The following is a 24,345-nucleotide window of genomic DNA, read 5'->3' as shown; positions in this document are numbered from 1 at the left end:
GGAGATACGAGTCAATGTGCCTGCTGTCGACCGCAGGCGCGGTCGTCTACGATGCCGTCGTGACCATGTTTCGGATGGGTGAGGCGGCCGAGCTGCTCGGTGTCAGCGTGGACACGGTTCGTCGCTGGGTGGACGCCGGTCGGCTCGATGCGAGCCGTGACGGGCACGGCCACCGGGTGATCGACGGGGTCGACCTCGCCGCGTTCGTCCGGGCGCAGGCGGCCGAGCCAGGCGGTCGGGCCGAGGAGTCCTCGGCCCGCAACCGGCTGCCCGGCATCGTCACCGCCGTCGTCAAGGACGCGGTGATGGCGCAGGTGGACATCCAGGCCGGCCCGTTCCGGCTGGTGTCGTTGATGAGCCGGGAGGCGGTCGACCACCTCGGTCTGGAGGTCGGTTCGGTGGCCGTGGCAGTGATCAAGTCGACGACGGTCGTCGTGGAGAAGCCGATCACGGCGGTCGGGAGCAGAGGGAGGGTCGGCTCGTGAGATCGGCACGGCTGCGCACCGTCCTGGCCGTGTCGACCACCCTGGCGGCGCTGGGGCTGATCGGCTGCGGCGGCGCCCCGACCCGCCGCCGGCCGCCGCTGGCAGCGAGGTCAGCGGCGAGCTGACCGTGTTCGCCGCCGCGTCGTTGACCGAGTCGTTCACCCGCATCGGCGCCGACTTCGAGGCTGCCCACCAGGGGGTGCGGGTGACCTTCAGCTTCGCCGGCAGCTCCGCCCTCGCCACCCAGATCAACCAGGGCGCGCCGGCCGACGTGTTCGCCGCGGCGGCACCGGCCAACACGACCACCGTCACCGAGGCCGGCAACGGTGACGGTGAGCCGGTGGTCGTCGTGCGCAACCGGCTCGTCATCGCCGTGCCGAAGGGCAATCCGGATGGAGTGTCCGGCCTGGGTGATCTCACCGGGGCCGACACGTTGGTCGCGCTCTGCGCCGAACAGGTGCCGTGCGGGGCGGCGGCGCGTACCGCCCTGGACTCGGCCGGCGTGGCGCTCACCCCGGTCACCCTCGAACAGGACGTCAGGGCCGCGCTGGCCAAGGTACGGCTCGGCGAGGTCGACGCCGCGCTGGTCTACCGCACCGACGCGCGGGCCGCCGCCGACGAGGTCGACGGCGTCGAGTTCCCCGAGTCGGCCGGCGCGATCAACGACTATCCGATCATCGTGCTGCGGGGCGCGCCGAACAGGCCAGCCGCCCGGGCGTTCGTCGAGTACGTCCGCTCCGACGCCGGCCTCGGCGTGCTCACCGCGGCCGGGTTCCAGGCGCCCTGACCGGTGGCCCGCACAGATGGCGAGGCGACGCCGCCGGCCGTGACCGCCTCACCCACCCGCACCAGGCGCACCGGCCGGATACCGGTCGCGCTGCTGTTTCCCGCCGCGCTCGGGCTGGCCCTGCTCGTGCTGCCCCTGGCCGGGCTGCTGGTCCGCGCCCCGTGGAGCACGTTGCCGCAGCGGCTCACCGAGCCGGGGGTACTCACCGCGTTGCGGTTGTCGGTGCAGACCGCCACGCTGGCCACCCTGCTCTGCCTCGTCCTGGGCATCCCGCTGGCCTGGCTGCTGGCCCGCGTCCCGTTCCCCGGCCGCCGGCTGGTGCGCGCCCTGGTCACCGTGCCACTCGTGCTGCCGCCGGTGGTCGGCGGCGTGGCGCTCCTGCTGGTCTTCGGCCGGCGCGGGCTGGTCGGCTCGTGGCTGGACTCGGCGTTCGGCATCACCCTGCCGTTCACCACCACGGCGGTCGTGCTCGCCGAGGCGTTCGTCGCCATGCCGTTCCTGATCATCGCCGTGGAAGGCGCGCTGCGCGGCGCCGACACCCGCTACGAGGAGGCCGCCGCCACCCTCGGCGCCGGTCGGTGGACCACCTTCACCCACGTCACGCTGCCGCTCGTCGCACCCGGCATCGCCGCCGGCGCGGTGCTCTGCTGGGCCCGCGCCCTCGGCGAGTTCGGCGCGACGATCACCTTCGCCGGCAACTACCCCGGCCGGACGCAGACCATGCCGCTGGCCGTCTACCTCGCCCTGGAGACCGATCTGGAGGCCGCGATCGTGCTCAGCCTTCTCCTGCTCACCGTCTCCGTGGTGATCCTGGCCAGCCTGCGGGACCGTTGGGTCAGCGCGCCGTGACCGCCGGCCGGACCACCCGCACTGCCGGCACGCGCCCGGGCGGGCCGCTGCTCGACGCCCGTCTCGTGGTGGACCGGGGCAGCTTCCGGCTCGACCTGCCGCTGACCATCGCCCCGGGCGAGGTCGTCGCGCTCCTCGGGCCCAACGGCGCGGGCAAGACCACCGCCCTGCGTGCGCTCGCCGGCCTGCTGCCGCTCTCGGCCGGTCACCTCAGCCTGGCCGGGCGGGACCTCGACCGTCCCGACGGGCGCAGCTGGGTCCCCACCGAGGGCCGCCCGATCGGCGTGGTGTTCCAGGACTATCTGCTCTTCCCCCACCTCAGCGCGCTGGACAACGTCGCGTTCGGCCCGCGCCGGCACGGCCTGGACCGGCAGCGGGCCCGGCAGCGGGCCGCCGACTGGCTGGCCCGGATGGGGTTGACCGAGCACGCCCGCCGCAAGCCCCGGCAGCTCTCCGGCGGGCAGGCCCAACGGGTCGCGCTCGCCCGTGCCCTGGCCGTCGAGCCGGCGTTGCTGCTGCTCGACGAGCCGCTGGCCGCGCTCGACGCCGGCACCCGCCTCGACACCCGGGCGCAACTGCAACGGCACCTCGCCGCGCACACCGGGGCAGCGATGCTGGTCACCCACGATCCACTGGACGCCCTCGTGCTCGCCGACCGGCTGGTCATCATCGAAGACGGCCGAATGGTCCAGGAGGGCAGCGCCACCACGGTCACCGCGCAACCCCGCACCGACTACGTCGCCCGCCTGGTCGGGCTCAACCTCTACCGCGGCCGGGCCAGCGGGCACCGCGTCCGGCTCACCGACGGGTTCCGGTTGACCACCGGTGACCAGCACGACGGCGAGGTCTTCGTGGCCTTCGCGCCGTCGGCCGTGGCGCTGCACCCGCGACGACCCGACGGCAGCCCCCGCAACACCTGGCCGGCCACCATCGCCGGGGTCCAGCGGCACGGCGACAACCTGCGGATCCAACTCACCGGTCCGATCGACGTGGCCGCCGACGTCACCCCGGCCGCCGCCGCCCAGCTGAGACCGGCCCCGGGGCAGCTGGTCTGGGCGGCGGTCAAGGCCACCGAGACCCGTGCCTACCCCGCGGCGAACGGACCCTGACCTGGCTCCGGCGCCATGCCGTCGAGTCTCGTCGCCGCGCCCGGCCCCGGTCGGGCAGGAGCTTGCCCGGACCGGGTGCTCAGTCCCGCGGGCGTAGTTCGACCCGGCGCAGCAACTGGGCGTTGAGGGCCACCACGATGGTGGAGGCCGACATCAGCACGGCGGCGACCGCCGGGCTCAACGTCACCCCGGCCCAGGCCAGGACACCGGCGGCGAGCGGCAGCGCGACCACGTTGTAACCGGCGGCCCAGGCCAGGTTCTGGATCATTTTCCGGTACGCGGCCCGGGACAGCCGGATCACTCCGGTCACGCCGCGCGGGTCGGACGAGGCGAGCACCACCCCGGCGGACTCGATGGCCACGTCGGTGCCGGCGCCGATCGCGATGCCGACATTCGCGCGGGCCAGCGCCGGCGCGTCGTTGACCCCGTCGCCCACCATGGCCACCCGCAGCCCCCGCCGTTGCAGGTCCGTCACCGCGTCGTCCTTCTCCGCCGGCAACACCTCGGCGAAGACCTCGTCCTCGCCGGAGTGGAACCCCAGGTCGGCGGCGACCGCCTCGGCGACCGGACGCGCGTCCCCGGTGATCATCACGATCTTACGGATGCCCTGCCCCCGCAGGTCGGCGACGGCCTGCCGGGCCTCCGGCCGCACCTCGTCCGCCAGGGCGAGGGCACCGAGCACGGTCGCCCGGCCGTCGTGCGGCCGGAGCAGGTACAGCACGGCGGCGCCACGGTGGGACCAGTCGTCCTGCCGCCGGGCGAGGCCGTCGGGGACCGCGGTGTCGAACTCCCGGAGCAACGCCGGCCCGCCGACGGCGTACGTCACCCCGTCGACCTCGGCGCGTACCCCGCGGCCGGGAAGTGAGTGGAAACCCGTCGCCGTCCGGCGGGCTTCCCGCTGCGCGGCGGCAGCCACGATCGCCCGGGCGAGCGGGTGCTCGCTGTCGGCCTCCACCGCCGCGGCGATGGCGAGCACGTCGCGCTCGGTGAGGCCGGCCGCATCCGGTTCGGATTCGGCGGCGGCGATGTCGGTGACGACGTGTTCGCCCTTGGTCAGGGTGCCGGTCTTGTCGAAGAGCACCGTGTCCACGGTGCGCATCCGCTCCAGCGCCAGCCGGTCCTTGATCAGGATGCCGTCCTTCGCGGCGACCGCGGTGGACAACGCGATCACCAGCGGGATGGCCAGGCCGAGTGCGTGCGGGCAGGCGATGACCAGCACCGTCACCGTACGCACGACCGCGTCGTCCAGGCCGGCCAGCACGGACCAGACCACGAGCGTGACCGCGGCGGTCGCGGTGGCGATGTAGAACAGCCAGGCGGCGAACCGGTCGGCCAGCAGTTGGGCCCGACCGCTGGACTGCTGCGCCTGGGCCACCAACCGTTGGATGCCGGCCAGTGCGGTGTCGTCGCCGACCGCCTCGATCCGGACCCGCAGCGCCGCGTCGGTGGCCACCGTTCCGGCCACCACCCGGTCACCGGTGGAGCGGGACACCGGCCGCGACTCACCCGTGATCATCGACTCGTCGACCTCGGCCCGGCCCTCGACGACCTGACCGTCCGCCGGAACCCGCGCACCAGGGCGGACCAGGACCAGGTCGCCGAGGCGCAGGTCGGTCACCGGCACCCGCTGCGGCTGCCCGTCCGGGCCGAGCCGCTCGGCGTCGTCCGGCAGCAGCGCGGCCAGCGCGGACAGCGCACCGCGCGCCTGACCGATCGCCTTCATCTCCTGCCAGTGCCCGAGCAGCATGATGGTGACCAGCGCGGCCAGTTCCCACCAGAAGTCCAGGTCGAACGCGCCGAACGCGGTGGCCAGCGACGCCACGTAGGCCACCGTGATCGCCATGGCGACGAGCAGCATCATCCCCGGCGCACGGTCCCGGATCTCGCGGAGGGCCCCCTGCAGGAACGGCCAGCCGCCGTAGCCGAAGACCACGGTGCCGAGCACCGGCCCGACCAGTTCGATCCCGGGGAAGTCCAGCTGGTAGCCGAACCAGTCCATCACCAGGTGACTGGTGACCACGATCGGCACGGTCAGCGCCAGGCTCCACCAGAACTTCCGGCGGAACGCCTCCGGGTCGTGCCCGGCGTGCTTGTCGTGCGGACCGTGCCCGCCGCCGGGCTGCGCCATGTGATGCTGGGCGTCGGTCTGGGACAATCTCATCGCCTCCTCAGCCTCCACCATATACCCGGTAGGGGTATCCGTCCGGCACTGCGGCGGATCGCCCGTCCATACCGGATCGGAACGGGCAACGCATCGCCCGTACGTTGGTGTATTCGCGGCGATCGGTTGATCAGTTATCGGCGTCGTGTTTTGAGGCGATGTCCGACCCGTCACTCACGCCCCGGACGGCCGATCAAGAACCTGGAAGCGGCCTCGTACCTCGTGGTAGGAATGCGCTCTGACGTGGGCGTGCCGCCCACACTCCACCATGTATCCGACATGTCCGTCGGGTCCTGCTGATCAGTGTCGATGAGGCAAGGGGCGGAGTACGCTGGTGACACGTGCAATTGCGACAAGCGCGGTGCGTACGCATGCCGAAGCGCGTCGGGGGTGGCTGGCCCGCGGCAGCATCGTCCGCCTACTGCGATTGCTGGTCGCCGTGCCACTGGTCGCCGTCGTCGGGTTCGCCGGCCTGGCCCTGGAGGGCACGGTCCGGCAGGTGCTGAACGCGGGCACCGTGCACGACGTCGTCACGCTCTCCACCCAGGCAGGCGCGCTGGCCCGCGCCCTTCAGGCCGAGCGGGTGATCGCCGCAGTCGAGCTGACCACCCAGAGCCAGGCGGCCAGCATCACCTTCGCCGAGCAGGTCGGGCGCACGGACGACGAGATCATCGAGTTTCGGCGGCGGCAGGCCGACGTGAACGCCGCGACCCCCGCCCTGCGACGCGTCGAGGCCGGCCTGAACGCGCTGAGCACGGTTCGCGAGCAGGTTCGTTCCAGCCCTCGTGCCTCGCTCTCCGCGATCGCCTTCAGCTACCGCATCCTCGTCGCCGACCTGCTCACCTTCCGCGCGTCGGTGGCCACCGACACGTCGACGCGGATCGCCGACGACGTCCGGGCCGCAGCAGCGATGTCGGAGGCGGGCGAGGCGATCGGCCAGCTCCAGGTCATCGTGCTGCGCAGCCTCGCCAGCGGCGAGCTGACCCCGGCCGGGCAGCAGGAGATCGTCGGCGCCCAGGCCCGATACGCCGAGGCCGGCAACGCCTTCCTGGCCCTGGCCCAACCGGGGTGGGTGGCGAACTGGGAGCAGATCGGCACCGACCAGCGGGTGGTTGCCGCGCAGCGGCTACAGGACCAGGTGGGCCGGACGCTTCCCGGTGAACGGCTCGGAGTCGACGCGGACGCCTGGGTCGTGGCCACCGACGGCTGGATCACCCAGATGTTCCGGATCCAGAGCGAAGTGGACGCCGCGGTGGCCGACCGGGTGGCGGCCGAGCGTGGGCAGTTGCTCCGCGACGCGCTGTTGCAGAGCGTCGGCATCTTCCTCGTGCTGGCGCTCACCGCCGTACTCACCGGTGTGGTGGCTCGGCGGATCACCCGCCGGCTGCGCTCGCTGCGCAACACGGTGACCAAGGTGGCGTACGACCGGCTGCCGGCTGTGGTCCGTGAGCTGAGCGCGGCCCGGCCGGGCAGCGTGCAACCCAACGAGGTGGCCGACCGCTCGGTGTCGGAGTTCAAGATCACCGGCTCAGACGAGATCGCCGAGGTGGCGACCGCGACCCGTGCGCTGCACCGGGAGGCGGTCCGGATCGCCGGCGAGCAGGCGGTGATGCGGGCCAACATCGCGGAGATCTTCGTCCACCTGTCCCGGCGCGAGCAGCGGCTGGTGGACGCGATGCTTGCCCAGGTCGACGAGGTGGAACGCGACGAGGCCGACCCGGAGCGGCTGCAGCAGCTGTACCACCTGGACCATCTCGCCACCCGGATGGCGCGGATCAACCAGAGCCTGCTGGTGCTCGGCGGTTCCGGCATCTCCCGGGTACGCCAGGAGCCGGTCCCGCTCGACCATGTGATCCAGGCCGCGCTGTCCCAGATCGAGCACTACACCAGGGTTCGGATCGGCGCGGTCGACAAGGAACTGTGTATCGCCCCCACCGCGGTGGACGAGATCGTGCACCTGGTCGCCGAGCTGCTGGACAACGCGACCGGTTACTCGCCGCCGGAAACCGACGTGCTGGTCACCGGGCACGCGCTGTCCGACCGGGCCATCGTGCAGGTGGTGGACCAGGGGGTCGGGCTCTCCAGGCAGCGGTGCGAACAGCTGAACGCCGCGCTGGCCAACCCGGCGTCGGTCGACATCTCGGGAGTACGGTCGATGGGCCTCACCGTGGTCGCCCGGCTCGCGGCCCGGCACCGTGTCGTGGTCGAGTTGCACCCCGGACAGGCGCGCGGCACGGTGGCCGAGATCGTGATGCCGGCAGCGGTCGTCGTGCGCCGGCCGGCCCAGCGCCCGGAACCGGTGGAGTCCGCGGTGGGCCCGAGCCGACCCTCCACCGCCGGTGGCCGCCCGGTCATGCCCTCCGTGGCCCGCGCCGTTCACCCGGTGACCGGCTCCGGCAACGCCGAGGCCGGCGCGGCAGCGCCGGCCGGTGCCGGCCGGGCCAGGGCGGCAGCGCCGGCCGGCTCCGGCCAGCCGCGTTCCTCGCCGGCGCCGCTGGCGCCGCTGTTCCAGCCGGCGGCCGAGACCGAGGCCGAGTCGTCGCACCAGGACGCCACCACGCACCCGCCGGACCGGCACGCGGTGAACGGCTGGTTCAAGACCGCGTTGGACGGCGACTCGGTGGCCGTCACCTGGCCGGCGCACGCCGGCGAGAAGTGGGCGGCCGCCACGATGGCACTGCCCACCCAGGTCGGGTTGCCGCGTCGGGTACCACAGCCGCACCTCGTCCCCGAGGCGCAGCGACCGAGCACGGACGCTGCGCGGAAGCTGGACCCGGCGGCCGTGGCGGCGGCGATGTCGGCCTACGCCAAGGGTGTCGCCGGTCGCCGGGCACCCGCCTCCTTCTGACGCTGACTGTCCACCCCCTCCCCGATCTGGAGCGACGCCGTGACAAGCCCGAACGACCTGAGCTGGCTGTTGCAGAACTTCGTCGGCCGAACACCCGAGGTCAGCCATGCCCTCGCCATCTCGACCGACGGGCTGGTCCTGGCACACAACCACGGCCTGCCCCGAGACCGGGCGGACCAGCTCGCCGCCACCGGCAGCGGGCTGATCGCCCTGCTCGTCGGGGCCGCCCGCTTCTTCGAGGCCGGCTCGGTGATCTCGAATGTGACGCAGATGGAGGGCGGGTTCATGTTCTGCATGGCGTTCAGCGACGGGGCCTCGCTGCTCGTGCTGGCCTCCCCGGGCTGCGACGTGGGCCAGGTCTCGTACGAGATGACCGACCTGGCGAACCGGATGGGTGAGGTGCTCACCCCTGCGGTGCGTTCCCAGCTGCTGGGCATGCTGTGACCGTCACCCATCCGGCCCGACGCGCCGTCCCAGCTGCCCGAGGGCTGCTCGCCACCCTGCTGACCGGTGCGCTGGTGCTCGTCACCGCCGCCTGCGACGGCGACCCGGAGCCCACACCCGGGACCATCCGGATCGGGATGATCACCAACATCGACGGCTCGCTCCAGGTACCCGGTTCCGAACTGCGCGACGGGTTTCAGCTCTACCTGGACATGCGCGACGGACGGCTGGGCGGCCACCCGGCCGAGCTGATCGTCGCCGACGAGGGATACGACGGCGAGGTGGTCGTCGAGTCCGCCACGAAACTGCTGGAACAGGAGCGGGTCTCGGCCGTCACCGGCATCATCAACGGCGGCAACGTCGCGGCCATCCTGCCGCTCATCAACGAGCACGAGGTGCCGCTCGTCGGCGCGCTGGGGCGGCCGGCGCTGACCGAGGTGACGTACGTCTGGCACACCAACCTGATCTCGGTGGAGCCGGGCGTGGCCATGGCGCCGTTCGTCAAGCAGCAGGTCAAGGAGGGCAGGGTCTTCGCCATCGGGCCGGACTTCCAGAGTGGCCGGGACGAGCTGCGCGGTTTCGTCGACACGTTCACCGACCTCGGCGGCCAGCTGGCCAACCCCGGCGGGCGGGCCGTCTTCAGCCCGTTCCCGGTCACCGAGGACTTCGGGCCGTATCTGAAGGCGATCGAGGAATCGGGCGCCGACGCGGTCTACTGCTTCTTCGACGCGCAGAACGCCATCACCTTCGTCAAGCAGTACGCCGAGTCGAGCGTGGCCGACCTGCCGCTCTACGCGGCGGGCTTCGTGACCGAACCGGCAAGCCTGATCGAGCAGGGCGACGCGGCGGAGGGCATCTACAACGGTCTCAACTACTCACCCGACCTCGACAACGCGGCCAACCGGGAGTTCGTCTCGGCCTGGAACGCAACCTATCCCGGCCGGGTGCCCACCTCTATCGTGATGGCGTCGTACGACGCGGCGGCCGTCCTGGACCGGGCGGTCGCAGCGGCTGGCACGAACCCGAGCCCGCAGGCGATCAACGCCGCGATCGCCGGCCTCGGGCAGCTCAACAGCCCGCGCGGGCCGTGGCAGTTCGCGAAGACCACGCATGCGCCGATCCAGAAGTGGTATCTCCGCCAGGTCCGCCGGGACGGCCGGGCGCTGACCAACGTCGTCGTCTCGGAGTTGGCCACGCTCGGTGGCTGAGCTGCCCGCCTGGTGCCGCTGTAGCCATGCCCGGCTGAACGCCGAGAGCGGTCCCGAGTTGGTCAGCTACGACGGCCACGGAGCGGAGATCGACCGACGCCCGCTGTTCCAGTCCGAGGACCGACTCGCCCGTTGCTACGCCAGACCGGACGGAACGGTGATCTACGGACGTGCGGCCACGAACTGCCTACCCGCGGAGCGGTGGCAGCGGTAGACCCCGGCCGGGCCCTCGACGGGTCAGTTGCGCCGCTCCCCGCGCTCGGCCGTCAGCGCCGGCCGCCCCGCGCCGGGGCGGTGGGCCCCACCGCGAACGGGTGGCGCAGCCGCCGCATCGCCTCTTCGCTCCCGTCGACGCTGGCGCCCGAGTCCTCGGGCTCGTCGAGGGTGGGCGCGGCGAGAAACAACGCTGAGGCGTATTCGTCGTTCGAAGTCATGCAGAGTCCTTCTTGAGGGGAGCGGGGCGCATCGGGTCGCGGGAGATTCCTGCCGCGTGATGCCGTGAAGTCCGGCGCTCGTGCTGGGCCCGATTGTGGTGCCCCGGTCGCGGGCGACTGCCCGGCTACACCGACGATACCCGTCTTTGACGTCTGTGACGCGTCCTGGACGGTTACTTCTCCCCACGGTCCCGTACGAGCGCCGCCTCACCGGCCCTCGGTCAGGCGCCGACGTAGGCGGCCAGGTGCTCGCCGGTGAGGGTGGACCGGGCGGAGACGAGGTCGGCGGGCGTGCCCTCGAAGACGATCCGGCCGCCGTCGTGGCCGGCGCCCGGGCCGAGGTCGATGATCCAGTCAGCGTGCGCCATGACCGCCTGGTGGTGCTCGATGACGATGACCGACTTGCCGGCGTCGACGAGCCGGTCGAGCAGGCCGAGCAGGTGCGCCACGTCGGCGAGGTGCAGGCCGGTGGTCGGCTCGTCGAGGACGTACACGCCCCCCTTCTCGCCCATGTGGGTGGCCAGCTTGAGCCGCTGCCGCTCGCCGCCGGACAGGGTGGTCAGCGGCTGGCCGAGGCTGAGGTAGCCGAGCCCGACGTCGGCGAGCCGGTCGAGGACGGCGTGCGCGGCCGGGGTGCGGGCGTCGCCGGCACCGAAGAACTTCTCGGCGTCGGTCACCGACATCGCGAGCACCTCGCTGATGTCACGGCCGCCGAGGTGGTATTCCAGCACCGATGCCTGGAACCGTTTCCCTTCGCACTCCTCGCAGGTGGTGGCCACGCCCGCCATCATCGCCAGGTCGGTGTAGATGACGCCGGCGCCGTTGCAGTTGGGGCAGGCGCCTTCGGAGTTGGCGCTGAACAGCGCGGGCTTCACCCCGTTGGCCTTCGCGAACGCCTTGCGGATCGGTTCGAGCAGTCCGGTATACGTCGCCGGGTTGCTCCGTCGCGACCCGCGGATCGGATCCTGGCCGACCGACACCACTCCCGCCCCGGCGGGAACCGACCCGTGGATGAGCGAACTCTTGCCGGATCCGGCGACGCCGGTGACGGCGACCAGCACCCCGAGCGGGATGTCGACGTCGACGTCGCGCAGGTTGTGCCGCGCCGCGCCCCGGATCGGCAGCCGCCCGGTGGGCGTCCGCACGGATTCCTTGAGGGTGACCCGGTCGTCGAGATGGCGGCCGGTGACCGTGCCACTGGTCCGCAGCCCTTCGACGGTGCCCTCGAAGCAGATGGTGCCGCCGGCCGTGCCGGCACCGGGACCGAGGTCGACGACGTGGTCGGCGATCGCGATCGTCTCCGGCTTGTGCTCCACGACGAGCACCGTGTTGCCCTTGTCCCGCAGTCGCAGCAGCAGGTCGTTCATCCGGGCGATGTCGTGCGGGTGCAGGCCGATGGTGGGCTCGTCGAAGACGTAGGTGACGTCGGTCAGCGCCGACCCGAGGTGACGGATCATCTTGGTGCGCTGCGCCTCGCCGCCGGAGAGGGTGCCCGAGGGCCGGTCGAGCGAGAGGTAGCCCAACCCGATCTCCACGAACGAGTCGAGGGTGTGCCGCAACGACGCCAGCAGCGGCGCGACGGAGGGCTCGTCCAGGCCCCGCAGCCACTCGGCGAGATCGCTGATCTGCATCGCGCAGGCGTCGGCGATGTTGATCCCCTTGATCTTCGACGACCGGGCCGCCGCGCTGAGCCGGGTGCCACCACACTCCGGGCAGGCGGTGAACGTCACCGCCCGCTCCACGAAGGCACGGATGTGCGGCTGCATCGCCTCGACGTCCTTGGCCAGGAACGACTTCTGGATCTGCGGGATCAGCCCCGCGTACGTCAGGTTGATCCCGTCAACCTTGATCTTGGTCGGCTCCTTGTGGAGCAGGTCGGCCAGCTCCCGCTTGGTGTACTTGCGGATCGGCTTGTCCGGGTCGAGGAAGCCGCAGCCGCGGAAGATGCGGCCCTGCCAGCCGTCCATGCTGTAGCCGGGAATGGTGAGCGCGCCCTCGTTGAGCGACTTGCTGTCGTCGTAGAGCGCGGACAAATCGAAGTCGTTGACCCGGCCCATGCCCTCGCAGCGCGGGCACATGCCACCGGTGATGCTGAAGCTCCGCCGTTCCTTGGTCGTGGTGCCCCCGCGCTCGATGGTGACCGCTCCCGCGCCGCTGATCGAGGCGACGTTGAAGGAGAATGCCTGCGGCGAGCCGATGTGCGGCTGGCCGAGCCGGCTGAAGAGGATGCGCAGCATCGCGTTGGCATCGGTCACGGTGCCGACGGTGGACCGGGCGTTGGCCCCCATCCGCTCCTGGTCGACGATGATCGCGGTGGTCAGCCCGTCGAGCACGTCGACCTCGGGCCGGGCCAGCGTCGGCATGAAGCCCTGCACGAAGGCGCTGTAGGTCTCGTTGATCAGCCGCTGCGACTCCGCGGCGATCGTGCCGAACACCAGCGAACTCTTGCCCGAGCCGGAAACGCCGGTGAACACCGTGAGTCGACGCTTCGGGATCTCGACGCTGACATCGGCGAGATTGTTCTCGCGCGCACCCTGCACGCGGATCAGGTCGTGGCTGTCGGCACCGTGCGGCGCGGCCGACCGGTTGTCCGCCTTCGTGGCCATGCTCATCCCGTCTCCATCTGTCACGGGGGCCACCCTCGCGGCGGCCCCCGTCGGTGTCACCTGACTTGATCTAACCAGCTCAGCCCGTGTGGCCCCATCCCTGGCGGGCACCGCGGTCAGCGGACCTCGTTGATCCGGAGCAGGTTGCCCGCCGGATCGCGGAACGCGCAGTCACGCACGCCGTACGGCTGCTCGGTCGGTTCCTGGACGACCTCGGCGCCGCTGGACTCCAGCCGGCCGAAGACGCCGTCGAGGTCGGGGGTGGCCAGGGTGACGGCGCCGTAGGTGCCCTTGGCCATCATCTCGGTGATGGTGCGACGTTCGTCCTCGGTGACGCCGGGGTCGGCGGCCGGCGGGTGCAGCACGATCGAGGTGCCCGGCTGCTTCTCGGGGCCGACCGTGATCCAGCGCATTCCCTCGTATCCCACGTCGTTGCGTACCTCGAAGCCGAGGGTGTCGCGGTAGAAGGCCAGGGCGGCGTCGGCGTCGTTGTGCGGGAGGAAGGTGTAGTGAATGGTGATGTCCATGGCAGTCACGCTAGGCGCGGCCGGGCGACCTGCGCTTCTCGATTCCTGATCGGTCTGGTCAGCTGTTTCGCCAGGCAGGACGGCGCCGCTCAGGGCAGGCCGATCAGGTCGGACATCCGGCGCATCTGGTGGTCGAAGTGCTCCTCCCGCGCCTCGATCAGGCCGTCGAGCTGGCCGAAGAGTTCGAAACTGACGGCGCCGAAGCACTGGAGCCAGCCAGTGGCGCCCCGGGCCAGGAGGGACTCGGGGAGCCCCTCGAAGAGCGCGTCGCGGACGGCGGCGAGGTCGGCGCGCACCGGGCCGGGTAGTTCACCGGGACCGGGATCGGTCAGGGTGCCGGCGACGAAGCCGTCGAGGAGGATCCCGATCATGGTGGCCGGGGTCCGGGTGGCCGCCACGGTGGTTTCCTGCGGGGCGGCGTAACCGGGGACCGGGCTGCCGAAGAGCAGGGCGTACTCGGCGGGGTGGGCCAGCGCCCAGCGGCGTACCGCGTGGCTGACGGCGAGCCACCGGCCGCGCAGGTCGGTGCGGTCGGTGACCTCGGCGTCGGCGGCCTCGGCGGCGTCGCCGAGGGCGTGGTAGCCGTCCACGATCAGTGCGGTGAGCAAGTCGTCCCGGCTGGGGAAGTAGCGGTAGATCGCCGAGGAGACCATCCCCATGTCCCGGGCGACGGCGCGCAGCGAGAGATTGGCCCCCTCCGTGGCGAGGTGGCGACGGGCGATCGCCTTGATCTCATTGATCATCTCGGCTCGGGCCCTGGCCCGGATGGTGGCGGCAGGCATGTCAGGGAGTGTCGCACACATTCGAGAGCAGTGCTCTTGACAGTGGGGGTGCGAGTGGGTGAGCATGAGTCTTGCTAGAGAGCGCTGCTCTCGTTTCGGATGGGAGACTCCAATGGCCGTACACCTGATCGTCGGCGCCGGCATGGTCGGCGCGACCACCGCCCGACAGCTCGCCGAGCGCGGCGAGCAGGTCCGGATCGTCAGCCGCTCCGGCCGGGGCCCGAACCACCCCGGGTCGGGCGGATCGCCGTCGACGCCACCGACGCCGACCGGCTCAGCGAACTCGCGCAGGGCGTGACCGCGATCTACAACTGCCTCAACCCGGCCTACCACCGCTGGCTCACCGACTGGCCGCCGCTGGCCACCGCGCTGCTCACCGCCGCCGAGCGCTCCGGCGCCCCGCTGGTGATCGCCGGTTGTCTCTACGGGTACGGCGAGGTCACCGGCCCGATGACCGAGCAGAACCCGCTCGCCGCCACCCACCCCAAGCTGAAGATGCGCGCCGACATGTGGCGCGACGCCCTCGCCGCCCAGCGCTCCGGCCGGATCCACGCCGTCACCGAGGTACGCGGCAGCGACTACCTCCAGGCACAGTCGATCTTCAGCTTCTTTTTGGGAAAGCCGCTGCTCGCCGGGCGCCGCACCTTCGCCCCCGCCCCGCTCGACGTGCCGCGCACCTGGACGTCGATCAACGACGTGGCGGCGATGCTGGTCACCGCCGCCACCGACCAGCGGGCGTGGAACCGGGCCTGGCACGTGCCCAGCGCGGCGCCGATGACGATCCGGGAACTCGCCACCCGATTCACCGAGGTGGCCGGAGCACCCGCGCCGAAGCTCACCAGCGTCCCCGGCGCGATCCTCCGCGCCGCCGGCCTCTTCATCCCGATGCTGCGCGAGTTCCAGACCACGGCGTACCAGTTCGCGCGGCCGTTCGTCATGGACTCCACGGCCGCCACCACCACCTTCGGCCTACGCCACCAGCCGATCGACGAGGCGCTGCGCGAGGCGGTCGCGCTGCTCGGCGACGCCACCGGCGCGACTGCCGCGACCCCGGACGGGCACCACGGCACCGCCTGACCCGTCCCGCACCCTCGCCGGGCCGGCCCCGTCGGCCCGTCCGAGATGGGCCGGCTGCTTGTCGGGATGGGACACACTGGGCGCCACCGCTGGCGGCTGCCGTCGGCGGGCTTCCCGGCAGGAGCCGCCATGAAGGCCAGAGCGATCATCTCAACCGTCACCGCGTTCACCCTCACACTCGCGGTCACGCTGCTGCCGGCCGGCCCGGCGGCGGCCGACACCGCCCTGGGCGACTGCTACCACTCGACCACCCCGCAGCACCAGGACCACGCCGCCTGGTCCGCGCCCGGCAACCGGCAGACGGCGTGGTCGTCGCCCATCAGGATCATCCACTCGGACGCCTTCCGGGTGAGTGCCCAGGGCAGTGTCCAGATCGACTTCTGGGGCACCACCAAGAGCATCGCCGGCGAGCTGCCGGCCGCTCCCGCCACCGGCGGATGGCCGGCACCCGGCGCCCCCCGCTACGCGCTCATCGCCCGGGTGACCACCGGATCGATGTGGCTGAAGAAGACGAGCCGGACCTACGGCCCCAGCTCCTGGTTCCCGGTCGGCACCGACAGCGACTGCATGCTGTTCTCCAGCAACGGCGATCCGGCACCGCACCTGGTCTTCACCTTCAACGACAACAACCTGGGCGACAACGGCGGTGGCGCGGGCGTCGTGGTGCGGCAGTGGTTCTGAGCAGCGCGGTCCCGACCGGGACAGGGGCAGACCTTCGCCCGATCAGGTCGACGGTCTCGCGTGGGTGACGGCCATCGCCGTTCGTCGGGTTGCGGAACGGCTCCGCGAGATCGACGGCCGCGGGCCCCTCATCACCGGATGCGACAAGACGCGAGGACGAGCCGGGGTGCGGAGACGGCCGATGCGGGAGATCGTGGTGACTGGCGTGGTGACGGACCGGGCTCAACCGTCCTGACTCGCTGGGCGGGGCGGCAGTGGGACGCGGGAGACGCCGGTCGCCGGCCGGGTGGTCGCACGATGCTCGGGCGCGCTGGCGTCCTGCGTGACGCGACGGCGGCCCAGCATTCTGAGTTGCACGATCCGGGCGGTGCCGGGGAGGGCGACGAGCAGGACCCCGGAAACCGCGGCCAGCAGCAGTGCCACCCCCATCGGCAAGGTGCCGTGCGCGCCGAGGAACGACACCTCGGCGCGTTGCCCGTTCTGCAGTACGAAGACGAGCAGCAGCAGGAGTACGACCGCGAACACCACGGCAGCGACCCACAGGCCTCCGGCCCGCGACCGCTTCACCGCCGGCCGCGCGGCGGCGCCATGCGCGGTATGGTTTGGCCGTCGCCCCGGACCTCAGCGCCGTGCCGTAACGTCCGCTTCGAACGATCCGGGTCGGAGTCAGCAGTGCGAATGGGCAACCCGGAGCGCGGCGATCCGATGACCTCCGATCGCCGGCTGCGTCTGTGGGCCGTTCTGCGCGATGCCGCCCGAGGCAACGCGATCACGGTCGATCATGTCTGCGCGGCGGCAGTCTCGGTCTCGGGCGTCGACTCCGCCGCCGTCGCGGTCATCCTCGACGCCACGCCGCGCGAGCTGGTGTACGCCACGGACCGGACCGCCTTGGAGCTGGAAGACCTGACCCTCACCCTAGGTGAGGGGCCGTGCGTGGACGCAACCACCGGTGGACCTGTCCTGGTCGCCGATCTGACTGTGCCGGAGTGCCGGCACCGCTGGCCGATGTTCGCGCCGGCCGCGGTGCTCGCCGGGGTCTGTGCGGTGTTCGCGTTGCCACTACGGGTGGGCGGGATCAGCCTCGGTGTCCTGGACCTCTACCGGGCCCGCACCGACGACCTGGCGGCGGAGGAACTGGCCGACGTGCTGGTCCTGGCGGATACGGCATGCGCGGTGCTGCTGGACGGCGGGACGCGCCACGGGATGGACGGGGACGATCAGGGGCCCGAGGGGACCGGCCTGCACCACCCCGAGGTGCACCAGGCGACCGGCATGATCATGGTCCAGTTGGGAGTGCCCGCGGCGGTGGCGCTCGTCCGGTTGCGCGCCTACGCGTACTTCCAGGACCGGCGGCTGCGGGACGTGGCGACTGACGTCGTCGCCCGGCGCCTGCGTCTCGGCCCGGCCCGGACACGTGGTGACCGGAATGGGTGAACAGGGGATCGGCGCCAAGACGGCGCCGCACGGACCAGCCCGTCGGGTGACCGGTGGGACCACTGATTGACGAGGTGACTGAGATGGCCGAGACCCAGCTGGCCGACGTTTTCGTGGAGATGGCCGACACTCTCGTCGACGACTTCGACGTGATCGAGTTCCTGCACGTGCTGACCGAGAGGTGTGTCGATCTGCTGGGTGTGTCGGCGGCCGGGCTGCTCCTGAACGACCAGCGGGACACGCTGCAGGTGGTCGCCGCCTCCTCCGAACGCACCCGGCTGCTGGAGCTGTTCCAGCTTCAGACCGACGAGGGGCCCTGCCTCGACTGCTTCCGCACGGGCCAACCGGTGTCGGTCGCCGACCTGAACCTGACCACTGCCCGATGGCCGAGGTTCACCGCCGCGGCGGCCGAGGTCGGCTTCGCCGCGGTGCACGCCCTGCCCATGCGCCTGCGCTCCGAGATCATCGGCGCACTGAACCTCTTCGAGGTCCGGCCGGGAGCCCTTGACGAGGGCAAGCTCCGCATCGGTCAAGCACTCGCCGGCGTGGCCACCATCGGACTGCTGCAACAGCGCGCCATCCACCGACGCGACATGCTCACCGAACAGCTGCAGACTGCCCTGAACAGCCGTGTCCTGATCGAACAAGCCAAGGGAATCCTCGCCGAACGCCTCCAGGTGGACATGGGCCAGGCCTTCGCGTTGCTGCGCGACAGCGCTCGCGGTCGCAACCGGCGGCTGTCCGAGTTGTCCCAGGCGATCGTCGACGGCTCCGAGCAGTTCGCGCCGGCGCCAGTCGCCAAGCGGCCGGGCTGACGACCGGATAGACAGCCGAGTTCGCCCCCAGAGCCCGTCCGGGTGTCGGTCGGGGAGATGAAGGCGTACGGTGACGGTGTCGCCCGGGTCCCCGGTGGCCGCCAGTCTCGCCGCCACCAGCCCGTTAGGGGCGTTGCAACAATGGTCACCTCCACCGTGACACCCACAGCCGCTTCCTCCCCTCCGACGCTGAGCCTGGTCACGGGAAACAGCGAACAACTGTTGCGTCAACGCGCAGCCCTGACCGTCGGTGATCCCGACCGCGCACGGCTGCGTAACCGGGTCATCGAGGCGAACCTGCCGATGGCGGGTCGTCTGGCCCGCCGGTACACCGGACGCGGGGAGTCCTACGACGACCTGGCACAGGTCGGCGCGCTCGGCCTGATCAAGGCCGTGGACGGATACGACAGCAGTCGGGGCGTGCCGTTCGTCTCCTACGCCGTCCCGACCATCCTCGGTGGCATCCGGAGGCACTTCCGCGACAAGGCCTGGGCGATCCGGATCCCGCGGGCGGCCCAGGAACTGGGTGCACAGGTGCCCGAGGCCCGGGGCAGGCTGGCGCAGCAACGCGGTCGCCAACCGACGGATCGAGAGCTCGCCGACGACCTGGAGGTGACCGTCGCCCAACTCCTGGCCGCCGTCGCCGCCCTCGGTGTCTATCGCCTGGCGTCGCTGAACGAGCCACGACCCGGGGCCGACGGCATCGGTCGCCACGCGCTCAAGGGCGCCGTCGATGCGGGATACGCGACCGTGGACGAGCACCTAACCCTCAGGCTGCTCCTCGCGGCGATTCCCGCACGCGAACGCCGGATCCTGACCATGCGGTTCTACGGTGACCTGACCCAGGCGGAGATCGCCGTCCGGGTCGGGCTGTCCCAGATGCACGTCTCCCGGCTGTTGAAGCGCTCGCTGGCCCAGCTGAGAACCGGGATGCCCCGCTGACCCGGCGCCGGCCGGAAACCGCTCGGGCACCCGCGCCGAGCCGACGAGTTCACCAGAAGGAAGTCATGGCCGCTCGTCCGATCACCGCCGCAGAGCCCTGGCCACCGGTCAGACCGCCACCGGTACGCATGACCATCGCGAACAGCTTCTAGAGGGGGGTAGACGATGAAGATCGCCAGGTACCGGATCGTTGCGGCGCTGCGCGACCGCGGGCAGCAGGCCAGGGCCGACTGGGTCGAGCGCGAACTGCCGGAGCGGATGGACCCCGCCAAGCACGTGGGGCTGCTCGCCACCCTGCGTCTCGATCCGGCCGACCTCGCCGACGCGCCGTCCCCGTGAGGGTCGCCCTGCTCGGGCCGGTCGCCTGGCGGACACCCCCAGACCACTACGGTCCCTGGGAGCAGGTGACCGGGCTGCTCGCCGAAGGGCTGGTCACCCGGGGCGTGGACGTGACCCTCTTCGCGACGCTGGACTCCGTCACCTCCGCCGCCCTCGACGGCGTGTGCCCTCGGGGGTACGCCGACGATCCGGAACTGGACGGCCGGGTGTGGGAGGCGATGCACGTCTCCCACGCGATGGCCCGCTCGTCGGAGTTCGACTTGGTGCACAACCACCTCGACTGGCTGCCGCTCGCCCTCGCCGAGCACTGCCGCGCACCGCTGCTCACCACCGTGCACGGCTTCTCCGGCCCGGGCATCCTCCCCGCGTACGTCCGGGCCCGCTCGTCCTATGTGTCGATCTCCGACGCCGACCGGACCGCCGAGCTCGACTACGTCGCCACGGTGCACCACGGCGTCGACCTCACCGGGCTGCCGTTCACCCGCGACGCTGGTCCAGGGCTGGCCGCCTTCGGCCGGATCCATCCCGACAAGGGCACCCACACCGCCATCGAGATCGCCCGCCGCGCCGGCCGGCCGCTGACCATCTGCGGCATCGTGCAGGACGAGCGGTACTTCGCCGAACAGGTGGCCCCGCACATCGACGGCGACCAGGTCGTCTTCCTCGGATCGGTCGGCCCTCGACGGCGTGCGGAGGTGCTGGGCGGGAGCACCGCCCTGCTGCACCCGATCGCCTTCAACGAGCCGTTCGGACTGTCGGTGGTGGAGTCGATGGCCTGCGGCACGCCGGTCGTCGCGTACGCGCGAGGATCCATGCCGGAGGTCGTCGACGAAGGGGTGACGGGGTTCCTCGTGCAGACCGTCGAGCAGGCCGTCGACGCCGTCACCGGGGCTGCCGGGCTGGACCGGGCCGCCTGCCGGTCCCGGGCCGGTCAGCGCTTCGGCGCGGACCGGATGGTCACCGACTACCTGGCGGTCTACGACCACCTCACCCGCCGATCGCACCGCTGAACCCGATCACCGCCTGCGAACCCGCTCCGCCGGCCACACACGCTGGCCGGCGTGCGCCGATACCGCGTGAGGTTCGTCCCCGTACTCCGGAGGCGCCGACAACCGGAAGGCCCGACACCCATGCCCAGCTACGGATTCCTCAGCACGCACCCACCGACCCGGTGTGGACTGGCCACCTTCAACTCCGCCCTCGCCGCCCACCTGACCGCCGACGGTGCGCGCGGCGGCATCGTCCGGGTCACCGACCGTGGCGACGACCTGCGGGCCGGACCCGGGGTCGTGCACACCTGGTCGACCCGCACCCAGGCCGGCTGGCGGGACGCCGCGACGGCCCTTAACGCCTTCGAGGTGGCTGTCGTTCAGCACGAGTACGGCATCTACCCCGGCGCCGACGGCGAGGACGTCCTGCCGCTGCTGCGCCGACTCACCGTGCCGAGCATCGTCGTCCTGCACACCGTGCTCCGCCGGCCCTCGGCCCGGCAGAGGTCCCTGCTGGAACAGATCGTCACCGCCGCCGGAGCGGTCGTCACGATGACCGACACGGCCCGCGACCGGCTGCTCGTCGGCTACACCGTACGTCCGGACAAGGTGACGGTCATCCCGCACGGCGCCGCCGAACATGTCCGCCTACCCGCCGACCGCCGCGCCCGGCCCCACCTGCTGACCTGGGGACTGCTTGGCCCCGGCAAGGGCGTCGAGTGGTCGTTGCGGGCCCTGGCGCGGTTGCAGGACCTGGACCCGACACCCACCTACACCGTCGCGGGCCGGACCCATCCGAAGGTGGTCGAGCATCAGGGGGAGGTGTACCGGTCCGGGCTGCACCGGCTCGGTGCGCAGCTGGGCGTCGCCCACGCCGTGGACTACCAGGACGTCTACCACGACCAGACCACCCTCGGCCGGCTGATCCGCTCCGCCGACGTGGTCGTCCTGCCCTACGACTCCCGCGAACAGGTCACCTCCGGGGTGCTCATCGAGGCGGTGGCGGCCGGGACACCCGTCGTGGCGACAGCCTTCCCGCACGCCGTCGAGCTGCTCACCGGCGGCCCCGGTCTGGTCGTACCTCATCAGGATCCGGCGGCGCTGGCCGCCGCGATCCGGCGGATCCTGACCGAACCGGGCCTGACCGCCCGGCTGGCCGGCCGTGTCCGGCCGCTGGCCGCGGACCTACGCTGGCCGGCGGTGGCGGCCCGCTACGGCACGCTCGCCGAACGGCTCGTCGCCGCCCGCCTTCCCGCGGTCAGCGCGGCGTCGGCGTGACCGCGACCGCCAGCCGCCCCGGCACGCCGGACAGCGAAGCCCGGCCCACCGTGCCCGGTCCGGGCTTCGCGCACCTGAGCCGGTTGAGCGACGACACCGGCCTGTTCGAGCACGCCCGGCACGCCATCGTTCGCCGTGAGCACGGCTACTGCACCGACGACGTCGCTCGCGGCCTGGTCGTCACCAGCCGCGAGCCGGAGCCGACCGAGGAGGTGCTCCGGCTCGCCGAGTGCTACCTCGCCTTTCTGACCCACGCGCAGGACGGCGGCGGCGCCTTCCGCAACCGGCTCGGTCACGACCGGCGGTGGACCGACGCGCCCGGGCTCGGTGACTGGTGGGGCCGGGCGCTGTGGGGCTGGGCACCGCCGCTGCCCGCAGTCCCGCCGCCTGGATCCGTGAGGAGGCGCTCGTCGCCTTCAGTCGGGGCGCCAACCGGCGCTCCCCGGCGCCGCACGCGATGGCCTTCGCCGGGCTCGGTGCCGTCGAGGTGCTGCGCCGCCACCCGGCCCACGCCGCCGCGGCGGCGTTGCTGTCGGATGCGGCCACCGCAGTCGGTGCTTGCGGAACCGACCCGCGGTGGCCCTGGCCGCAGCAGCGGCTCACCTACGCCAGCGCGGCCCTCGCGGAGGTCGTCATCGCCGCCAGCCAACTGCGCCAGGGCGGTCCACTCCTCGACGACGGCCTGCGGATGCTGGCCTGGCTGCGCGACGTCCAGCTCCGCGACGGGCATCTGTCGGTCGTACCCGCCGGTGGGTGGCAGCGCGGCGTGGCACGACCGCGCCACGACCAGCAACCGATCGAAGTCGCCGCCTTCGCCGACGCCTGCGCCACCGCCGCCACGGTCACCGGTGACCTCGGCTGGGGGGCCGGAGTGCGCCAGGCGGTCGGGTGGTTCCTCGGCGACAACGATCTGGGCACGCCGATGTGGGATCCGGCGACCGGCGGCGGCTACGACGGGTTGACCCCACACGGCCCCAACCTCAACCAGGGCGCCGAGTCCACCCTCGCCCTCATCGCCACCCTGCAGCACGCCCGGCGGTGGTCGTGACCGGCGCCCCGGTCGTCCGGCACGGCACCACCCTCGCCCCGGATCCACGCCGGGTCGTCGTCAAGCTCTTCGTCCCGGGTGAGGACGACGCCCTGGTGCGCAGCCGCGCGAGGGCGCTCATCGACCGCGTCGCGCACCTCGACGACGAGGAGACCGGCCGGCTGCTGCGGGAAACCTTCGACCGCTTCGGTGCCCGACACCGCGACCTCGACGACACGTTCCACCACCACTACGACCTCGTCCGCCACCGCATCGCGCGGGCCCGGGACTTCTCCCCCACCACCCGGCTCCTGATCGGCGCCTACTTCAGTCACGAGTACGCGGTCGAGGCGGCGGCCCTGTGCAACCCGTCGATGGTGGTCCACCCGGATCAGGGCGGTCTGGACGCCGGGCAGGTGCGCGTCGCGATCAGCCTGCGTCAGATCGGTGAGGGTCACCTGTCGTCCATCGGGTTCGCCACCGCCGTCCTCGGACCCGGCCGCCGGCTCACCGTCGCCGACCGCTCGGGCCCGCTGGTCGTCGGGCAGCGGACGGCCGTACGGCACCGCCGGGACCTGCTCGTCGCCGGTCTGGCCGAGGAGGACTGCGACAACGAGGTGACCGCGTCCGTGCTGGACGCCCTGCCCGACCGGTACGACGAGGCGACCTTCGATCGCGTTCTCGGCGATCTGCCACCGGACCTGCTCTCCCGCAGCACCGGACCGGACACCCTCGAACACGTACGCCGCACCAACGCCGCCAGTTACGCCACGACCTTCCCCGCCGACACCGCGCTGCACCAACGGGTGCTCTGGCCGGCTGTTCCGGCGGAGAGCAACGGCATGGAGGACCCCCGGTTCGTCCGGTTCACCGACGAGTCCGGGCCGGTGTACCGGGCCACCTACACCGCCTACGACGGCCGGAGCATCGCCACCCGCGTCCTGGCCAGCAGCGACCTGCGCCGCTTCGAGATCACCCCGATGCGCGGGCCGGGGGTCCGCAACAAGGGCGTCGCGCTGTTCCCCCGTACCGTCGGCGGCCGGCACCTCGCCCTGTGCCGCGCCGACGGCGAGACCATCGGCCTGACCCGCCTGGACGGTGAGAACCGGTGGCAGGATCCGGTGCCGCTGCACGCCCCCCGGGACAGCTGGGAACTGATCCAGGTCGGCAACTGCGGATCCCCCATCGAGACCGACGTCGGCTGGCTCGTGCTCACCCACGGCGTCGGCCCGATGCGCCGGTACGCCATCGGCGCGCTCCTGCTCGACCTGCGCCGACCGGAACGGGTGATCGCGCGGCTGCCCGGTGCGCTCCTGGCGCCCGACGAGGCCGAGCAGGACGGTTACGTCCCCAACGTCGTCTACTCCTGCGGCGCGCTCGTCCACGACGGTGAGCTGTGGCTGCCGTACGGGGCCAGCGACAACCGGGTCGGGTTCGCCACCGTACCGGTGGCCACGCTCCTCGCCGCGATGGTGGAGTCCGCGCCAGCACCGGGTAACCGGGGCGGATGAGAGCGCTCAGAT

General features: G+C 72.0%; 25 protein-coding genes and 1 pseudogene. 19 read left to right on the top strand and 7 right to left on the bottom strand.

What is annotated here, in order from left to right; translation table 11 throughout:
• Nucleotides 1-59 precede the first annotated feature (59 nt).
• The 4 genes and pseudogenes from KIF24_RS27330 to KIF24_RS27315 all read left to right on the top strand — a co-directional run bounded on the left by KIF24_RS27330 (nt 60) and on the right by KIF24_RS27315 (nt 3,230).
• Nucleotides 60-485, top strand: a complete 426-nt coding sequence (locus KIF24_RS27330; protein ID WP_221086475.1) for a TOBE domain-containing protein — start codon at nt 60-62, stop codon at nt 483-485.
• A 56-nt stretch (nt 486-541) separates the two neighbouring features.
• A pseudogene (modA, locus tag KIF24_RS27325) lies at nt 542-1,272 on the top strand (molybdate ABC transporter substrate-binding protein).
• Between the two features lie 39 nt (nt 1,273-1,311).
• Nucleotides 1,312-2,121, top strand: a complete 810-nt coding sequence (locus tag KIF24_RS27320; RefSeq protein WP_221087574.1) for an ABC transporter permease — start codon at nt 1,312-1,314, stop codon at nt 2,119-2,121.
• Nucleotides 2,118-3,230 carry an ABC transporter ATP-binding protein gene (locus tag KIF24_RS27315; RefSeq protein WP_407940018.1) on the top strand — a complete coding sequence of 371 codons (1,113 nt, stop codon included), beginning with the start codon at nt 2,118-2,120 and terminating at the stop codon, nt 3,228-3,230. Before KIF24_RS27320 ends, KIF24_RS27315 begins: the two co-directional genes overlap by 4 nt.
• A 79-nt stretch (nt 3,231-3,309) precedes the next feature.
• Here the strand turns inward: KIF24_RS27315 and KIF24_RS27310 are convergent, their stop codons facing one another.
• Nucleotides 3,310-5,391: a heavy metal translocating P-type ATPase gene (locus KIF24_RS27310; RefSeq protein WP_221086474.1), complete on the bottom strand. Its 2,082-nt coding sequence runs from the start codon at nt 5,389-5,391 to the stop codon at nt 3,310-3,312.
• Nucleotides 5,392-5,725: 334 nt separating this feature from the next.
• On the opposite strand from KIF24_RS27310, the gene KIF24_RS27305 reads away from it, so the two are divergent.
• Genes KIF24_RS27305 through KIF24_RS27290 form a run of 4 tightly spaced genes read left to right on the top strand, consistent with a single transcriptional unit; the run spans nt 5,726 to nt 10,105 of the window.
• Nucleotides 5,726-8,239 carry a sensor histidine kinase gene (locus KIF24_RS27305; protein ID WP_221086473.1) on the top strand — a complete coding sequence of 838 codons (2,514 nt, stop codon included), beginning with the start codon at nt 5,726-5,728 and terminating at the stop codon, nt 8,237-8,239.
• A 39-nt stretch (nt 8,240-8,278) separates the two neighbouring features.
• On the top strand, nt 8,279-8,683 hold the full coding sequence (locus KIF24_RS27300; RefSeq protein WP_221086472.1) for a roadblock/LC7 domain-containing protein: 405 nt from the start codon (nt 8,279-8,281) through the stop codon (nt 8,681-8,683).
• A complete protein-coding gene (locus KIF24_RS27295; protein ID WP_221086471.1) occupies nt 8,680-9,891 on the top strand; it encodes an ABC transporter substrate-binding protein in 1,212 nt (403 codons plus the stop codon). Before KIF24_RS27300 ends, KIF24_RS27295 begins: the two co-directional genes overlap by 4 nt.
• The gene (locus KIF24_RS27290; protein WP_221086470.1) at nt 9,884-10,105 is read left to right on the top strand and encodes a hypothetical protein; all 222 of its coding nucleotides are present in this window, start codon (nt 9,884-9,886) and stop codon (nt 10,103-10,105) included. The genes KIF24_RS27295 and KIF24_RS27290 overlap by 8 nt, the downstream gene beginning before the upstream one ends.
• 52 nt (nt 10,106-10,157) lie before the next feature.
• On the opposite strand, the gene KIF24_RS27285 is transcribed toward KIF24_RS27290, so the two are convergent.
• The 4 genes from KIF24_RS27285 to KIF24_RS27270 form a co-directional block, all read right to left on the bottom strand.
• On the bottom strand, nt 10,158-10,325 hold the full coding sequence (locus KIF24_RS27285) for a hypothetical protein (RefSeq protein WP_221086469.1): 168 nt from the start codon (nt 10,323-10,325) through the stop codon (nt 10,158-10,160).
• 221 nt (nt 10,326-10,546) lie between these two features.
• On the bottom strand, nt 10,547-12,937 hold the full coding sequence (locus tag KIF24_RS27280; protein ID WP_230415934.1) for an ATP-binding cassette domain-containing protein: 2,391 nt from the start codon (nt 12,935-12,937) through the stop codon (nt 10,547-10,549).
• Nucleotides 12,938-13,047: 110 nt separating this feature from the next.
• Complete coding sequence (locus tag KIF24_RS27275) at nt 13,048-13,458, bottom strand: VOC family protein (protein WP_221086468.1); 411 nt, start codon at nt 13,456-13,458, stop codon at nt 13,048-13,050.
• Between the two features lie 89 nt (nt 13,459-13,547).
• A complete protein-coding gene (locus KIF24_RS27270) occupies nt 13,548-14,240 on the bottom strand; it encodes a TetR/AcrR family transcriptional regulator (RefSeq protein ID WP_221086467.1) in 693 nt (230 codons plus the stop codon).
• A gap of 112 nt (nt 14,241-14,352) precedes the next feature.
• On the opposite strand from KIF24_RS27270, the gene KIF24_RS33535 reads away from it, so the two are divergent.
• The 3 genes from KIF24_RS33535 (at nt 14,353) to KIF24_RS27260 (ending at nt 15,998) form a co-directional block, all read left to right on the top strand.
• Complete coding sequence (locus KIF24_RS33535; RefSeq protein ID WP_230415933.1) at nt 14,353-14,538, top strand: FAD-dependent oxidoreductase; 186 nt, start codon at nt 14,353-14,355, stop codon at nt 14,536-14,538.
• The gene (locus tag KIF24_RS27265) at nt 14,535-15,317 is read left to right on the top strand and encodes a Rossmann-fold NAD(P)-binding domain-containing protein (protein ID WP_230415932.1); all 783 of its coding nucleotides are present in this window, start codon (nt 14,535-14,537) and stop codon (nt 15,315-15,317) included. Before KIF24_RS33535 ends, KIF24_RS27265 begins: the two co-directional genes overlap by 4 nt.
• Nucleotides 15,318-15,446: 129 nt before the next feature.
• Nucleotides 15,447-15,998: a hypothetical protein gene (locus KIF24_RS27260; RefSeq protein ID WP_221086466.1), complete on the top strand. Its 552-nt coding sequence runs from the start codon at nt 15,447-15,449 to the stop codon at nt 15,996-15,998.
• A gap of 222 nt (nt 15,999-16,220) precedes the next feature.
• Here the strand turns inward: KIF24_RS27260 and KIF24_RS27255 are convergent, their stop codons facing one another.
• Nucleotides 16,221-16,526 (bottom strand): lipopolysaccharide assembly protein LapA domain-containing protein, encoded by a 306-nt coding sequence (locus KIF24_RS27255; protein ID WP_221086465.1) that lies wholly within the window; start codon nt 16,524-16,526, stop codon nt 16,221-16,223.
• A 150-nt stretch (nt 16,527-16,676) separates the two neighbouring features.
• Between KIF24_RS27255 and KIF24_RS27250 the strand changes: the two genes are divergently transcribed.
• The 6 genes from KIF24_RS27250 to KIF24_RS27225 all read left to right on the top strand — a co-directional run bounded on the left by KIF24_RS27250 (nt 16,677) and on the right by KIF24_RS27225 (nt 21,795).
• Nucleotides 16,677-17,432, top strand: a complete 756-nt coding sequence (locus KIF24_RS27250) for a GAF and ANTAR domain-containing protein (protein WP_221086464.1) — start codon at nt 16,677-16,679, stop codon at nt 17,430-17,432.
• 83 nt (nt 17,433-17,515) lie between these two features.
• Nucleotides 17,516-18,247: a GAF and ANTAR domain-containing protein gene (locus KIF24_RS27245; protein ID WP_230415931.1), complete on the top strand. Its 732-nt coding sequence runs from the start codon at nt 17,516-17,518 to the stop codon at nt 18,245-18,247.
• A 222-nt stretch (nt 18,248-18,469) separates the two neighbouring features.
• On the top strand, nt 18,470-19,189 hold the full coding sequence (locus tag KIF24_RS27240) for a SigB/SigF/SigG family RNA polymerase sigma factor (RefSeq protein ID WP_221086463.1): 720 nt from the start codon (nt 18,470-18,472) through the stop codon (nt 19,187-19,189).
• Between the two features lie 165 nt (nt 19,190-19,354).
• Nucleotides 19,355-19,528, top strand: coding sequence for a hypothetical protein (locus KIF24_RS27235; RefSeq protein WP_221086462.1), 174 nt, complete (start codon nt 19,355-19,357; stop codon nt 19,526-19,528).
• Nucleotides 19,525-20,538 carry a glycosyltransferase family 4 protein gene (locus KIF24_RS27230; RefSeq protein ID WP_221086461.1) on the top strand — a complete coding sequence of 338 codons (1,014 nt, stop codon included), beginning with the start codon at nt 19,525-19,527 and terminating at the stop codon, nt 20,536-20,538. Before KIF24_RS27235 ends, KIF24_RS27230 begins: the two co-directional genes overlap by 4 nt.
• A gap of 120 nt (nt 20,539-20,658) precedes the next feature.
• Nucleotides 20,659-21,795 (top strand): glycosyltransferase, encoded by a 1,137-nt coding sequence (locus KIF24_RS27225; protein WP_221086460.1) that lies wholly within the window; start codon nt 20,659-20,661, stop codon nt 21,793-21,795.
• Here the strand turns inward: KIF24_RS27225 and KIF24_RS34795 are convergent.
• Nucleotides 21,729-22,091, bottom strand: coding sequence for a hypothetical protein (locus tag KIF24_RS34795; RefSeq protein ID WP_331461305.1), 363 nt, complete (start codon nt 22,089-22,091; stop codon nt 21,729-21,731). The two genes, KIF24_RS27225 and KIF24_RS34795, sit on opposite strands and share 67 nt — an antisense overlap.
• Nucleotides 22,092-22,129: 38 nt before the next feature.
• On the opposite strand from KIF24_RS34795, the gene KIF24_RS27220 reads away from it, so the two are divergent.
• The gene (locus tag KIF24_RS27220; protein WP_331461304.1) at nt 22,130-22,843 is read left to right on the top strand and encodes a hypothetical protein; all 714 of its coding nucleotides are present in this window, start codon (nt 22,130-22,132) and stop codon (nt 22,841-22,843) included.
• The gene (locus tag KIF24_RS27215) at nt 22,840-24,333 is read left to right on the top strand and encodes a glycoside hydrolase family 130 protein (protein WP_221086459.1); all 1,494 of its coding nucleotides are present in this window, start codon (nt 22,840-22,842) and stop codon (nt 24,331-24,333) included. Before KIF24_RS27220 ends, KIF24_RS27215 begins: the two co-directional genes overlap by 4 nt.
• Nucleotides 24,334-24,345 lie beyond the last annotated feature (12 nt).

Origin of the sequence: Micromonospora tarapacensis, from assembly GCF_019697375.1 — a bacterium.
GTDB classification, from domain to species: domain Bacteria; phylum Actinomycetota; class Actinomycetes; order Mycobacteriales; family Micromonosporaceae; genus Micromonospora; species Micromonospora tarapacensis.
Note: the sequence above shows the minus strand (reverse complement) of the source record. Positions and strands in the feature narration are given on the sequence as shown.